Raw genomic sequence first — 15,362 nt, 5'->3', positions numbered from 1 at the left:
ACACTGGACCACAAAGCGGGCCCCTCTGATGAGGTGAGCACTCTTTCTGGACCCCTGTGTCCGAAGGAGAATGCTATGTTCCGCCTCAACCTGTTCCGTTCCGCCCCACACAACAACGCTCTGCAAGACGCTCTGCGCCTGGCCGCATCCCGCCAGCGTCAAGGCTACCTGCTGGAGCTGCTGCAAACCCACGGTGCTCGCGAGTTTGCTTACGCACTTAATGACCTGTCCGGTCGCACCATCGAAAATGCACTGTCCACACTGCCCACCGTGGAGCGCAGCCAAGTCCTCAAGCATCTGTCCCGTCGTGCCAAAGCCCGTCTGAACGATGTAGAAGGCTTTCGCTACCAACCCACTCATGCCGTGCTGACACTGCCTTCCTTTGTGATGTAAGGGCAGGTCGATAGCGGTGTGAGCTGAATGGCCTGACAGAGCTGGGTACACCGCTGGATTTTCTGTTGCATGAGTTCGCGCTCAGGCACGGTTTGCATACCGTGCCTGTTTGGAGTCAGGTTTGGCGAGTGTTTCTGGAGTTGGAGTTTTTCAGAATGGTTGTCCTTGTAATGTGGAAAGATCCACATCGTATTCAATGGATACAATACCGGCCGGAATTACGCTAGTCCGGAAGCTGGATGGAGTAATGCTGGGAAAGTTTTCATCTATTTCATAGATGATCGACTCTAACTGCCGGTATGTTTCTGTTCGAGCAGCTCCGCCGGCATGAAGCCCGATACGGCTTAGTAAAGCTTCCAGTTCTTCTTCAACCAGTCCATGGTCGATGAGACGACGTACTACAGAGTTGATGGAGTCGCCTGCCGTAGAAGGTTCGAACCGATGGTGAATGAGATAAAGAGGGTTGTGTCTGGATCTATTCAATTGAAATTGTCCTGCGATATGTACTACCGAGCCATAGCGACTTAGTGTTGATTTCACCTCGTATGATTTACCAGTAGCTTCAATATCTACAGATCCCTTTAGAGGCCCAATCCATTTTGCATTGATGCCTTGTGAAAGAAGCCGCTCCAGAGTAAGTAGTTCGCCGAGAGCACTGTAGGTTTGCTGGTTTCGATTGGTATTTCCTAGTAATTGTCGCCAACGGTCCCACCATGCCAATGGATCCGAGATCAAGTGCGCTCTTGTTTGCCTGTCTATACCCAGTTCAATAAATTGTGCGCAGAGAACTGCAAACTCGTTACGCAGTGCCTCTTGTCCTGAGTCAAGGCGAAGCAAGGTGCGAATGTGCCCTCCAATGTCTCGTTCTACGGCGTTTAGCCTGGCTCCGGCGAAGAACTCGAGAACATGACGAGGGCTGTTTAAAGGAACGGCGACGCCAAAGCGTCCATCTTCCCGGAATACCCAAGCTTCTGAATCAGCCTGCCCGGATACGACAGGGAGCATTGCGCCTTCTCGCACATTTGCAAAAGCAGTTCGAATTTCTTGTACGACGTTCATTGATTCAACCTGTCTTCTGCGCATCAAGTGAGTTGATCGATCTGTTTGTATAAAGCTTCCACATATCTCGGAAGTCCTCCTTGGTAAATAGAAGGTTCGACCATCACTACGGTCGCTGTATTAAGCTTCATCAGTTGTCGAATCTTTCTGTCCTTTTGAGGCCTTGTGCTTGCCGCTTGAATCATTGCTCGGTATAGCTCCACGCGGAAACCATGGCGTCCTGGGCGCTCAACGATTTGTACAACATCGTCGGTGGTCATGCCTTTTATTGCCATGCGTGTGGAGTCTTCGTCGCCCTGCCATGAAAGATGAATGAACCACCAGATTGCACGTAGCCAGATACGGCTTCGATCCCGCCAAAAGCGTGCTTCGGCATTGCCTGAGTTCCATCGCGATCTTACATAGTCGGGTAGAACAATGAGAGACAGATGGCGCCAGATGCTTTCATCTGCGGCTTGGCGAACCTCAAACTTTTTTTCATTCAGGACTCTGTACAGGGTCAGACCAGCCTCCAGATCGTAAGCTCCTGCTTCCAGATCGCTGTTTTCAAAAGGTTGAAGATTGTCGACAATTGCTTGCCTTAACTCGGAATAGCTGGTGGCTAAAAAGCCGTGTTTGAATTCATCGTTATTTCTGAGTTCGTCAAATTTCCGGCTGGCTGCGTTACGTGTCAATTTAGCCCAGTTCATTGCGTCTCCAGAGGCGGTCGGGCTGTACTATCAATCCATGATTGAATAGAGCTGATTAGTGCCCCGGGTGACGTACAGTCGAGGTTGCCGCGCTTCACCATTGATGCTGCTGCATCTACTATGCTTCCGGGCACACTTTTTCCCGGCCGACCGAAGGTAATGGGATTAAAATCATTTCCCATTTCAGCTTTGAGCTCCAGAAGAAATGTGCTCACCCATGCTGTAATTACTTGGCAAAAGAGGGGGCTCCATGCGCCTGACTCTTGTTCGCGCAGCAGTGGGAAAGCTGGATGGTCTGTGTTCAAGGATAAAGATAGCCAGACTGTAGAGAACTCGTCCTCCAAAGGATCAGACCAATCTTGAGTAAATAACCACAGGGGGTTGTCAACGCCAAGTGACTCGGACACAACAGGGAACAGTGAGCCGCTCCCGTCTACTATAAGTCGGGTTTCAGCTCCGAGCGTGCCGAATCTGAATCCTGGAAGACGCGCAAGGCCTTTTTCGTCCTCTTCGAGGGTGCCGACACTGGCAAGTAATAGCTGTAGCGAGAGTGTCCCAGTTCCCCGAACAGTATTGGCGGGCAAGGTCAGCTTGAGTTTCACCGGGACTGGCGTGTCGGATTGCTTGGGTAGCTCTAGAATCGCCGGCTCCCCAAGGAGGCGGCAGCCCGAGTCAATAGAGAGCCATTCCAGAGCTAGCGCCAACGTCGCGGACCTTGGCGCAACTCCGTGCGGGCCGAATAGTAGGGCGGTGTTCCGGATATCATCAAGACAGTAGCTCACTTCCAGCTCGTCTTTGCTGGGATCCCAGTCGGAGTCATGGCCCAGTGTGTATTGCTCTCCCCATTTTCCTTTTTCTCCTGGACTGGTTCGTGATGAGGAAAATGAAATGGTCGGGGTAATCTCCAATTGTTCTATTAGTGCGGGAGTAAGTACAGGGTGCGGAGGGATTGGAGAATGTTTCATTCTTGTTCCTTCGCAGTTGCCAGTATCGAACTAGCGTGCAGTACTGGGCGCAAACTTCCCGTCATTTCGTTGGATATGTTGATGGTCAGCTCACCATCAAGGGTGGCACCATCCATTTTCAGGAGCCAAGGGTTGATCGTTATTGCAGTTCCGCTAGTGGTCAGGATGTCTGCATTGCCTGAAACGGTTTCTTCATTAATTGATGCTGTTTCGATTGTGAGGGGGAATGCCCCAAGCCCCTCAGCACCCCATTTCTCATGGCTGATGAAGCCCGACTCCGAATCGATCCCCAGTTGTATGTTCCTGCTGGAACGGCCTTTGCCCCAATACAATCTCCAGCAAATTTTTATGTCGCCTTCTCCGTACTGCACATTCCTTATTTCAAGGTCAGGTAACGATGGTGTATCGCCCTGGTGCCTGGCTGGGCCCCCCTCGTCAGTCCTTCCGGTCGTTGTAGGTGCGATACGTCCGTCTTGGCCGAAACCTGAGGGTAGTAATTTGTCCGCAATATTGCGAGCTTCGCGTAGTGACACACGAGAGGGATTAGCTACTATGGGTGAGTGAAATCTTTCAATCGTACTGCCCGCCTTGCTTCGGATTCTGCTGATGATGGTAAGTCCTGCCTGATCCAACCACTGATGGTGGTCGGCCCGTTCGCATGAGCGTAAGTACGACTCCAGTGTCTGATCCTGATTGCGCAGCTTATTCTGGATGTCTTCTCTTAGTTCTCGGTCTTTATCTGGAACAAACAAGCCTATAAGGAAGGTTTCACCTGCTTCCAGCTGGGTGTTTCCTCCCCAGCCTTTGGGGTCGACGCTATTATCCCAGCGGATGACCATGCCGGGTCCACGCATGAAGGCTACTAAAGGTCGGTCCCGTTGAGCATGTTCTTGTATGTCGAAAATACAACGATAGGGATCGGGCATGTTATCTGGTACTGCCACCTTGAGTTGTTCTTGGGTCAGGCGAACAGCAGCAATCCGGCCGGCATTCGTGCCCGTTTTAAATACTCGGTGCACATCAATCGGAGCGTGGAAAACATTGTTCTCACTGGTACCGCATTGATCCAGATAGTCTTCCCTGAGCCTGTTAGTGGTTGGTTCCATCCTGTTATAGAGTGCTTGTAAAACTTGGAACACCGGCAACATTTTCCGGGTCTCCAAGCGACGCCCATTAATGCTGACTACGAGCGCTGGCCCGCCGCGAAATAAAGGATTGTCAATTCTTGCGCAGAACCACCGTTCCATCGAGATGCGGATATAGTCCGCATAGTTTGTGAACCACCATGGTGGCGGTTCAGATTTCGTTTGCTCATTAAGCTCATCGGAGTAGGCGTCGTCCTGTTGAGGGGTCAAGTCAGGACGAAGGAAAGGGATAATTATGCTTGTACCTGTCTCCTTACCTGCGTATGGTTGCACATCGATTGCCTGCAGGATCCGTGCAACTTCGGTGGGCTCAGTAATTGGAGCGCCTTCGCCTACCCCCCACCAGGCAATGCCTGTGGCCGAGTCTCGTTGCAGGCGAGATTCGGCAGATTCGTTTTCGACAAGGCAAGCAACGAGTCTCTCTTCGAAATGATCGTCAACTTGAATACGTGAGTAATAGAGTACAAGTCCTATGCCGACCCGAAAGTAACATGTTTTACCAAGCCCCCATGACCCTCCAGCATTTTCATCATTGTGGGTACGACCTACTTCATAGACGAGTTTTAGAAAGTTCCCGCGCGGTGTGTCGCAAGTGACATCTTTTAAGCGGATTGGGCCGGTTAGCCCTTCAGTGCCTGAATCTCGAATTTCGAGCATGCAGCCACCGTTGGGAAATCGGCGGGTGAGCACCTCTCTGTCGATACCGGACTCAAATAGATTAGTGATAGTGTCAGTTTCATGAGGACGGATTCTCACATCTATAGAGACCGTATCAGTGGCAGGCTTTCGGGCAGCATCCAGGCTATTTTGAACAGCTTCGCGGACCAGCAGGTCAAGAGGAATCATTGATTCATTTTGCAATGCCCGCAGCAATGCGCTGCCAGACTCTTGCATTGGCCCCAGGCTTAGTGGAAAGTATTTCATTTTTCGTTTCAAATCCCGGTCCCAGGAATATCATCTTCTTCGGTGGACAATACGGTGGGCATTTTCACAGTGAGATGCGTTGCGTAGGATCGTGTGGAGTCTTTAGCTCCCGGAAGCCAGATGCTGACGCCGACGATATCTTCTGTTGCTCCAAGCGCTTCCCTTTCCCTGACTTTGTCTTTTCGTGGTTTGGATATTTCTGACTCGGCAGGTTGGCTGTTCTTGTCGATCAGGTAAAGTAAGAGTTGAGGGGTCTTGCCCAAGCCCGCTGCATTACGCGTGCGGGAGATATCTTCATTGCTTGGGGGTTTGGAGTCTGTGTACTTTGTGTCGGTGTCGGCTAGCAAGTCTAATGGATCTCGCAAGACACCAATGGAAACCGCGCTGTCGCTACTTGCGTTTTTTAGGCGAGAGCGAGTGATGCGTCCTATTTTCTCTCCGCATATGTGCCACGGATTGTGATCCCCTCCTGTACCTGCGACAACGACATTCCAATTTTGATATTCCGCATTTCCAGCTTGCTGTCGATACCATTCCAGAAATGGCTCTATGTCAGAGAAAAACTGTGCGTTTGGATGGAAGCTGAGCTTGCTCAAGAGCTGGGCAATCTTCTCGAAAGCTATGTTTTTCCAAATGAGAGCGTTTCGGGTTGAGGCTCTCATGGGGCCATTTGCAAGGCTGCCAAGGAATTTTTCGGTTTCAGATTTATTTTGTTGGAGAATGTGCTTGCTGTCTTCTCCTGAGTGAAAAATAGTTGTTTGCCGGTTGACTCCTGAAAAGTCATATTCAGCGGTGGTGGCATGTGCCATCCTGTTTTTAGCGGTTGGACGTAGCCATGAGGCACGTGGATGAACGCGGACCCTTGGCCCGAACTCATTAGGTTTGGCTCCTCCGTCCATGAATCTTTTGAGGTCGTCTCGCAGATCTTCTTCTGCCAATGTCAAAAACTCAAACTTTTCTTGGGTCAGGCGTGGCATCCAGATTCGGGGGAGGAGTTCATATCCTTTTCTGTAGCCAAACCAGCGGCCCATCTGCATCAGGGAGTCCCCAAGAACCGATGCCCGAAGAAAGTAAGTGCTAACAAGGTTCTCGATCGTTAGTCCGCGAGCAAGGGTGCTTCCACCTACGACGATAAAAGCTGTTGAGAACTCAGGGTAGTCTTGAGCGCTGGGGTCAGGGTAGACCAGGCGCCGGATTTCGTTTTCATCATTGACACCATTATTCGCGCAGTTATCTATGCAGATATGAATGCCGCGGTGATAGGCGGTAGAGCCCTCCTCGTCAAGGGGGATGGAGGATACTCCTGCTAGTAGTTCCTTGATATGAGGTTCTAACGTATCGAATTCAGGATAGTCACCAAGTTTATCCAGCCAGCCATAGCTAGGGAAACGTTCGTTGAAACCATCTTTGCTAAGCTGTGTACCAACCTCCTCCCAAGTTGTCCGGCAGGCGGCAAGGAAGTCCAAGTCTGTGCGTGCTGTTGTGAGGTAACCGCGTATAGCATCGGCGAGATGTTTGTGATGCTGTTGCCTTTGACTGGTATGTACCAGCATGCTGACAGGCTTGGCAATGCTATTAGCGCGAAATACAGCTGCCGCGCAGATGAACCAGCGTATCGCTTCTTTAAGGCTATGAGGCATGATTGTGGACGCCTCATCGTGTAAAACGCTGATGGCTTTTAGATCGTCTGAAGAAATTGGGTTGATAATTCCTAGGGGCTCGATATCGCGGTCAGGGACTCCAAAGATCTGTGGTGGTCCGAAATGCTTGTTTGATTGCGGTAGTGAAAGAATGAAATCCTGGGGGTACAACCCCTCTCCAGGCCCTTCGTTCAGGAAGTTGGCTGCAGGTGTTGCGGTGTAGCCGATGTAGTTGACAGACAGCGCTTCTACCTGGGTTAGATAGATGATTGCCTGGTTGATAGTGGTTCTGGTGTGCTCTGCAGCAGCAGTATTGATGCTGGCTTGATCTGCTTCATCATCAATGATCAGGATCCGCATTTGTCTCAATGACGCTTTGTCTTTCGTAAGCCATTCAAGCAGATTTTTAAGGCGTGTTGGATTTTTAAGGCACACAGTAAGGTAGCGTGACGTACTCCCTGGTCGGAAATGCTTGTCTGATGCTCGATGGCCATCTGGGCTGTCGCTTGATGGTTGATCGATAGCTTCCCAGTGCAAGTTGCCGGGGTGATTCAGATCGTTAACTAATCGACGAAGCGTCTGGCGTCGTAGGTTTTCCAGTGTGCCGCTCAGGACAATTATCAAGTTCCAACCATGATCTGCAGCCATAGCGGATAGCCCGGCAATACTTGCGGTTTTTCCTGACTGGACATGACCGATTACCATGCCTCGTACGGGCTGCTTAAACGGTGTTTTCTTTTTCAGCCGTTTCAGGATTCTGAGTGATGATTCTTCAATGGGTGAAATAGCATTATTGTCCCAACCTTGATTTTGCAGATGGGAGCGGTAAAGTTGCCATGCGGAGTGCTCGGCCTCTGGGATATGGATGTCAGGTTCGGTTTCTTCTTGTCCAACTAAAACGAGTGGGCGTTGAGCGCGTGTCATGCGTGTGTCCGCATCTTCTTTTGCATCAAGAAGTGCTATCCATGCTGAAAGCCGATCTTGTAATGTGGAGCCAAGGCTTGGCCATGATGAAAAATCTTGCTGGAACTGTAGCCATTGATCGAGTTTTTCTGGCATTTTTTCTACTTGGTCCCGCAGTTCTGTCCAAGTTTTGCCTTCTCGTAGTTGTCTTTCTATATGTGCACGATAAGGGTCAAATTCTGGATCAATAAGGAAATTTGTCATGGTTGTCTATGTCTATCCAAATAGTTTTTAATTAGGCAAGGGCAAAGCATGATCACAATCATTTTCAATTTTATTACCGAACAGTTATTCGTCGGTATTTTTTAGTTACACGATTATGGCATATCGGGTATGGAGGTGGTTAATAAGCCCCCTAGGTGATTGGGACTGTGAAGATAATAATTCGCCAGTTTTTTCTGGGGGAACCGCGCAACATGATGCTGGCGGTGAAGTATCAGTTCTAAGCCGAAGCAGAAAACCGCTCAGGATACCTGGGCTCGATAGCGATCCAGTTGCTCGCAGAGTTCGCGAGTAGCCTCTATCAGCCTGGGGCCGGGGCGGTACAGCGCATCCGGATTCAGGTTCAGCAAGGCGTGGGGACTTAGCCCCAGATGCCTTTCCCAGAACAGGTGGCGGGCGCGTAGTTGGGCCGGATCACGGTAGGCCATGATGACCACTTGCGGGCGCTTGTGCAGCACGTCTTCCAGACTGATGGTGGGGGCGACGGCAGCATGGCCAGCATAAATATTCTGCGCCTTGCAGGTGTTCAGCACATCCTGAATCAGAGGATCGCGCGCCAAGGTGTACAAAGGCTCAGAGCCGATTTCCAGAAACACGCTGACAGTCTCGCCCAAGCGGCTGTTCTGGCGCAGGGCGGCAATCTGATTGTCCAGCAAAGCAGCCATCGGCACGGCGACCTCAGCCGTATCCAGGCTGTCTCCTGCCAGACGGACAAAGGCGGGAATATCGTCCAGTTTTTCAGGAGCGGCAAAGATCAGGCTGATATGGGTTTGCTGTAGCTGGCGCTGTAATTCAGGACCGATCTGGTTGGCTTGCCAGGCCCAGACCTGATCAGGCTTTAGCTCCAGAAGCCGTTCCGGGTTCACGCGCAAGGCGTCCCCAATGCGGGGCAGCTCCTTGGCAGCTGAAGGGTAGTCGCTGGAACTGTCCACGGCGATCAAGTGATCTTGAGCACCGGCGGCAAACAGGATCTCAGTGATGTGAGGGGCAAGACTAATCGCGCGTGCTGGAGCAATGGTTTGTGGGGATTGGACTGCTTGCTCTGTCGCGGCTTTTTGTATTGTTTTATCTTGCTGCTTGCTCTGTACTTCTTGAGTGCTTTGCTCTGTGCTTGTCTGTGTCTGTGTCTGTGTCTGTGTCTGTGACAGCAGCGGGTCTTGCTCCTGCGCTTGCGTCAGGATAGGAAATCCCAAAAGCAGGACGCACAGGGAATGCAAACCCCATAGCCCCAATCCGCTCCAGACAGAGCGCGTCGGGTGCTGAAGACGACAAGTCGCAGGCAAAGAGGGCATCATGCGCCTTTAAGTAAATGGCGCGGCTCTTGTGCAGATCCGCGCCAGAATCAAGCAAAGCTGATTTTACTGCTTACATGCGCCAGGCGAAGTTCAGGAACACGCTGGAGCCGGCGTTGTTATAGCCACGAGCCAAGGTGTAATCCTTGTCGAGCACATTGTTCCAGCGCAGTTGGGCCTCCAGACTGGAGGTCAGCGGGTAGCTGGCGGTCAGGTTCAACAGGCCGGAGCTGCCCAGGCGCTGTTCATTCTTTGCGTCTTCATAGCGATGGGACGCGAACAAGTATTCTGCGCCGGTTTTCAGGTCACCAAACTTGTGCTCCACAGCAACTTTGTAGTTCTGCTTGGCACGACGCACCAATTGCTTGTCGGTGTTTCGATCTTTGGGGTCGGTGAAGTCGGCACTGGCAGTCAGCGTGGTGTCGCCCAACTGTTTCATGGCAGTCAAGGTCACGCCAGTGATACGTGCTTTTTCGGTGTTGCTGGTCGTGCACTCGAAGTTGGCGTCACACACATAAGGGTTGATCATGTCGCGGATGCGATTCTGGTAGACCACCAAGCCCAGCTCAGTCGTATCGTCCGTGTAGCGGATATGGCCTTCGACGTTGCGGGATTTTTCCGGTTTCAGATCCGGGTTGCCTTGGAAGCCCCAGTTGTATGGCGAGTACAAGTCCGCGAACGTAGGTGCACGAAAGCCCGTGTTGGCGGCGACGCCTACTGTCCAGTTGCTGGTGATATCCAGGTCATAGCCCAGGCCACCCGTTACCTTGTTGCCATAGCCACTGATATTGTCGTTACGCACGCTGGCTTGCAGGTGGTGTTGATTGATATCGCCACGGTAAATCAGGGCAAAGGCATTGGTGTTGCGCTTGTCGTCCTTGTGTACGGTGCTGTGGGTCATGCGCTCTTCCAGACGCTCGGCCAGCAAGGAGACGGTATGGCCCTTCGCCACGGTCAGATCGTTTTGCCAGCTGTATTGGCGTTGCAGTGTGGAATAGCGAGAGCCAAAGGCGCGGTTTTCCACTGTTTCTTTGCTTAGCGAGGCACTCAGGCGGCTGGTCCACAACTCAGACAGCTTGTTGGTGCTGGTCAGGCCGTAGGCTTGCTGACGTGTTTGCGTGCTGGGGGTGCGGCGTTCGGACAGGCCGTTGTCGAATTGACCATCCATAAAGCTGTTGATGGCAGTCAGGCCCAGGTGTTGGCCTTGTGCCCATTCATATCCCAGAGAACCGTTCAGTCCGTGCTGGGTGTAGCCATTTTTGTCCGGGTTGTAGCTGAAGGACAGCGGGTTGGTTGCGTTGAAACCATCGCTGGTGCCGTAGCTGGAAGCCAGGCTGTAGTCCCAACCTTGGGCCGCACCCGAAAAACCGGCGCTGGCTTTGAAGGTGTCTTGCGAACCCAAGCCTACATTCCCCCATGCGCTCAAGGCACGGTCGCCGCCGCCTTTTTTGGTGATGATGTTCACTACACCACCAATGGCATCCGATCCGTACAGGCTGCTGCCCGCGCCACGCACAATTTCAATACGCTCGATCAGGGCGGGGTCAATTGCCTGCCAGTTCACCGAACCACTGGTGGAGCTGTTGATGCGCATCCCGTCGATCATGACGCGGGTATGTTGTGGATTGGTGCCGCGCAGGTAAATGCCCGTTGTAGTCTGCGGGCCCCCACTGCTGTAAATCTCCACCCCAGGCTGACGCTGCAAAATTTCAGCCACACTGCTTTGACCTGCTTTCTGCAAGGTTTCCTGACCAATCACCGTCACGTCACCCACCACGTTTTTCAGTGGCTGAGCCATGCGGCTAGGGGTAACAACAATTTGATCCAGTTTGGTGACAGGGGCAGTTTGGGCCGTGGCGATCAAAGGCAGGGCGCCCGCCAGGGCGACCATCAAAGGTCTGATGGACAGTAGTGTCATGGAGATTCCTGTGAGATGTGCGTCCCCGCACATCAGTAAGCGAAGCCGCCCACCGTGGGACGGCCATGAATTCAGGGTCGAGAAGCAGGCTGGTATCGGGCTTTGCGCGTAGCAGGTACCGTTGCGGGGGCAGCACGTTTGGCAGTTCCAGGGCGGAACCGCTCACGTTTCCCATTTGACTTTCCCAGGCCCAAGGCTGCATGGGCCGGAAAGCACCTCTTTCCGAGCGGAAAATGTTACATGCCGCTGGGGCAAAGGTTAAGTGTTTAGGGTGGATTCGCTGTACAAAGCGCTACAATTGTGGCGCCAATCCACCATTCTCGCGGCTCTTGCTGTCAGATGCCGTCAATGTCCCGTTTCGTGTTACGGAGCTTTTAGTGTCTTATCCTGCCTTGCCTTATCCGATCTCTGCCTATACGCGTGGTGCCGAGTTTGCGCGTCGTTTGGGGCAGCAAATTCTGATTCTGGACGGTGCGATGGGCACCATGATTCAGCGTTACAAATTGGGCGAGGCCGATTTCCGGGGCGAGCGCTTTGCGGATCATCACAAGGATGTGAAGGGCAATAATGAATTGCTGTCGCTGGTACGCCCGGACATCATTCGCGAAATTCACGAGAAATATCTGTCCGCCGGCGCCGACGTCATCAGCACCAATACCTTTGGTGCAACGGATATTGCCCAGGGTGACTACGATTTGCAGGGCATCAGCTATGACCTGAACCTGGCTTCTGCCCAACTGGCCTGTCAGGCGCGCGATGCCTTCAGTACACCTGAATGGCCGCGTTTTGTGGCTGGTGCCTTGGGCCCGCAGCCCAAGACGGCTTCTATTTCGCCGGATGTGAATGACCCGGCCGCCCGTAACGTCACCTTTGAGCAACTGCGTGTGGCCTACACCGAACAGGTCCGTGCCTTGCTGGATGGTGGCGTTGACATTCTGCTGATCGAAACCGTCTTTGACACGCTTAATGCCAAAGCAGCTGTGTTTGCTCTGGAAACCGTCTTTGATGAACGCGGCGAGCGTGTTCCGGTGATGGTGTCGGGCACGGTCACGGATGCCTCGGGCCGTATCTTGTCTGGTCAGACCGTGGAGGCCTTCTGGAACTCCATGCGTCATGCCCGTCCGATTACGATTGGCCTGAACTGCGCCCTGGGTGCCGCCTTGATGCGTCCCTACGTGGCTGAGCTGTCCAAAATTTGTGACACCTATGTGTGTGTCTACCCTAACGCTGGCCTGCCCAACCCCATGGCAGAGACCGGCTTTGATGAAACACCTGCCGATACGTCCAGCCTGCTGCAAGAGTTCACGCAAGCCGGTTTGGTGAATATGGTGGGTGGCTGCTGTGGCACGACGCCAGAGCACATTGCCGCCATTGCCAAGCTGTGCCGCAAGCTGCCTCCCCGCATTGTTCCTGAAGTTCCTGTCAAAACCCGTTTGTCGGGTCTGGAACCACTGAATATTGACGAAGAAACCCTGTTTGTGAACGTGGGTGAACGTACCAACGTCACGGGCAGCAAGGCTTTCTTGCGCCTGATTCAGCAAGAAAACTACGAAGAAGCCTTGTCGGTGGCCCGTCAGCAGGTGGAAAACGGTGCACAGATTATCGACATCAATATGGACGAAGGCATGCTGGACTCGGCAGCCTGTATGCATCGTTTCCTGAACATGATTGCCTCCGAGCCGGATATTGCCCGCGTGCCCATCATGATCGACAGCTCCAAGTGGGATGTGATCGAAACGGGTTTGCGTTGCGTTCAAGGCAAGGCCATCGTGAACTCGATTTCCATGAAAGAGGGCATTGAGCCTTTCCTGGAACATGCCCGTCTGTGCCGTAAATACGGAGCCGCCATTGTTGTGATGGCGTTTGACGAGCAAGGTCAGGCCGATAGTTACGAGCGTCGGGTAGAAATTTGCGAACGCGCCTACCGCTTGCTGGTTGATGAGGTTGGCTTCCCGCCAGAGGATATTATTTTCGACCCCAACGTCTTTGCTGTTGCTACCGGCATGGACGAACATGCGACTTACGGTCTGGACTTTATTCGCGGTGTGGGCTGGATTCACAAGAATCTGCCGCACGCACGCTTGTCGGGCGGTATTTCCAACGTCAGTTTCTCCTTCCGTGGCAACGAAGCCATGCGCGAGGCTATTCACACCGTCTTCCTGTACTACGCGATCCAGGAAGGCCTGACCATGGGTATTGTGAATGCCGGTCAGCTGGGCGTGTACGCCGATATCGAGCCGCATCTGCGCGATCTGATTGAAGACGTGATCCTGAACCGGGCCGAACCCAAAGGCAAAACCGATCCGGCGGACGAACGCACCCCTACCGAGCGTCTGGTGGAAATGGCCGAGAGCGTCAAAGGCTCCGGCGCCAAGAAAGAGGAAGATCTGAGCTGGCGCGAAACTACGGTTGAGCAGCGCCTGATCCACTCTTTGGTGCATGGCATTACCAGCTTCATCGTGGAAGACACCGAAGAAGTCCGGCAGAAAATCGACGCTCAGGGCGGCCGCCCCATCAGCGTGATTGAAGGTCCTTTGATGGACGGCATGAACGTGGTGGGTGACTTGTTCGGTCAGGGCAAAATGTTCCTGCCGCAAGTGGTGAAATCCGCGCGTGTGATGAAACAGGCCGTGGCTCACCTGATTCCCTTTATCGAAGAAGAAAAGCGCCAGATCGAGGCTGCGGGTGGTGACGTGCGCTCCAAAGGCCGTATGGTGATTGCCACGGTGAAGGGCGACGTGCACGACATCGGCAAGAACATTGTGTCCGTTGTGATGCAGTGCAATAACTTTGAAGTGGTCAATATGGGCGTGATGGTGCCTTGTGCCGAGATCCTCGCCAAGGCCAAGGAAGTGGAGGCCGATATTGTGGGCCTGTCCGGCTTGATCACCCCCAGCCTGGAAGAAATGGCCTATGTCGCCTCCGAGATGCAGCGCGACCCGTACTTCCGTGAACGCAATATTCCTTTGATGATTGGCGGCGCAACCACCAGCCGCGTACATACGGCGGTGAAGATCGCCCCGCATTACGACGGCCCGGTTATCTATACTCCGGACGCCAGCCGATGCGTGGGTGTGGCTACCCAATTGGTATCAGACAATGTGGAAGAGTTTTTGGCTGAAGTGCGCGAGGAATACGAGCAAGTGCGCCAGCGCCATGCCAATCGCAAAGCCACGCCTTTGATTTCGCTGGAAAAAGCGCGCGAAGACAAGCCTGCCATTGACTGGTCCACTTACGTGCCGCCACGCCCTAAATTCATTGGCCGCCGCACCTTCAAAAACTACGACTTGGCCGATATTGCCCAGTTCATCGATTGGACGCCGTTTTTCCAGACTTGGAGCTTGTTCGGCAAGTATCCGGCCATTCTGGAAGACAAGGTGGTGGGCGAGCAGGCCAAGACGCTGTTTGCCGAAGGGCAGGCCATGTTGAAGAAAGTCATTGAAGGACGCTGGTTGACGGCAAACGGTGTGATTGCGTTCTACCCCGCCAACACCGTCAATGGCGAAGATATCGAGGTCTACTCGGACGAATCGCGCAGCGAAGTCCTGTTCACCTGGCGCAACCTGCGACAGCAAGGCGTCAAGCGTGAAGGTGTGGATAGCAAGTGTCTGGCTGACTACATTGCTCCGAAAGAAAGCGGCGTGGCCGATTACATCGGCATGTTTGCGGTTACTGGCGGGATTGGCGTAGACAAACTGTCCGAGCGCTTCCAGGCTGCCGGCGACGATTACTCGGACTTGATGATCAAGGCACTGGGCGACCGTTTTGCCGAGGGCTTTGCCGAATGTCTGCATGCTCGCGTACGTACCGACTTGTGGGGCTATGTCACCGACGAGCGCCTGTCCAACGAAGAGCTGATCGACGAGAAATACCAGGGCATTCGTCCTGCACCCGGCTATCCGGCCTGCCCGGAGCACGTGGTCAAGCACGATATGTTCCGTGTCCTGCAGTGTGAAGACATCGAGATGTTCATCACCGACAGCTACGCCATGATTCCGGCTTCCAGTGTGTCGGGCTTCTACTTCAGCCATCCGCAGTCCAAGTACTTCAACGTGGGCAATATTGGTGAAGACCAGTTGCAAGACTATATCCAGCGCAGTGGTCGTACGGAAGAAGACGTACGCCGCACCTTGTCGGGCGTATTAGGCTGAT

9 protein-coding genes and 1 riboswitch are annotated in these 15,362 nt (G+C 53.1%); of the genes, 2 read left to right on the top strand and 7 right to left on the bottom strand.

The genetic code is table 11. The annotated features are described in order from the left end of the window. Positions 1-75: 75 nt before the first annotated feature. Positions 76-393, top strand: coding sequence for a hypothetical protein (locus tag U2949_RS07230; RefSeq protein WP_009458715.1), 318 nt, complete (start codon positions 76-78; stop codon positions 391-393). Between the two features lie 150 nt (positions 394-543). On the opposite strand, the gene U2949_RS07225 is transcribed toward U2949_RS07230, so the two are convergent. From U2949_RS07225 to U2949_RS07195, 7 genes are all read right to left on the bottom strand, one after another. Beyond that, positions 544-1,452 carry a PD-(D/E)XK motif protein gene (locus tag U2949_RS07225; RefSeq protein ID WP_321286932.1) on the bottom strand — a complete coding sequence of 303 codons (909 nt, stop codon included), beginning with the start codon at positions 1,450-1,452 and terminating at the stop codon, positions 544-546. A gap of 23 nt (positions 1,453-1,475) precedes the next feature. After that, positions 1,476-2,141 (bottom strand): DUF6339 family protein, encoded by a 666-nt coding sequence (locus U2949_RS07220; RefSeq protein ID WP_321286930.1) that lies wholly within the window; start codon positions 2,139-2,141, stop codon positions 1,476-1,478. Next, on the bottom strand, positions 2,138-3,106 hold the full coding sequence (locus tag U2949_RS07215) for a hypothetical protein (RefSeq protein ID WP_321286928.1): 969 nt from the start codon (positions 3,104-3,106) through the stop codon (positions 2,138-2,140). Before U2949_RS07215 ends, U2949_RS07220 begins: the two co-directional genes overlap by 4 nt. Continuing rightward, positions 3,103-5,187 (bottom strand): hypothetical protein, encoded by a 2,085-nt coding sequence (locus U2949_RS07210; protein ID WP_321286926.1) that lies wholly within the window; start codon positions 5,185-5,187, stop codon positions 3,103-3,105. The genes U2949_RS07215 and U2949_RS07210 overlap by 4 nt, the downstream gene beginning before the upstream one ends. Then, the gene (locus U2949_RS07205; RefSeq protein WP_321286924.1) at positions 5,184-7,982 is read right to left on the bottom strand and encodes a Z1 domain-containing protein; all 2,799 of its coding nucleotides are present in this window, start codon (positions 7,980-7,982) and stop codon (positions 5,184-5,186) included. The genes U2949_RS07210 and U2949_RS07205 overlap by 4 nt, the downstream gene beginning before the upstream one ends. A gap of 260 nt (positions 7,983-8,242) precedes the next feature. Continuing rightward, the gene (locus U2949_RS07200; RefSeq protein WP_407654175.1) at positions 8,243-9,193 is read right to left on the bottom strand and encodes an ABC transporter substrate-binding protein; all 951 of its coding nucleotides are present in this window, start codon (positions 9,191-9,193) and stop codon (positions 8,243-8,245) included. Positions 9,194-9,365: 172 nt separating this feature from the next. Next, positions 9,366-11,210, bottom strand: a complete 1,845-nt coding sequence (locus U2949_RS07195) for a TonB-dependent receptor domain-containing protein (RefSeq protein WP_321286920.1) — start codon at positions 11,208-11,210, stop codon at positions 9,366-9,368. A 70-nt stretch (positions 11,211-11,280) separates the two neighbouring features. Then, positions 11,281-11,445, bottom strand: a riboswitch (cobalamin riboswitch). Between the two features lie 142 nt (positions 11,446-11,587). On the opposite strand from U2949_RS07195, the gene metH reads away from it, so the two are divergent. Further along, entirely contained in the window at positions 11,588-15,361 is a 3,774-nt protein-coding gene (gene metH / locus U2949_RS07190; RefSeq protein ID WP_257723738.1) for a methionine synthase, read from the top strand. Position 15,362 lies beyond the last annotated feature (1 nt).

The sequence above is a fragment of the Alcaligenes phenolicus genome (assembly GCF_032063905.1).
Lineage (GTDB): Bacteria > Pseudomonadota > Gammaproteobacteria > Burkholderiales > Burkholderiaceae_B > Alcaligenes > Alcaligenes phenolicus.
The sequence above is the reverse complement of the archived record's forward strand: the minus strand, read 5'-3'. Positions and strand labels throughout refer to the sequence as shown.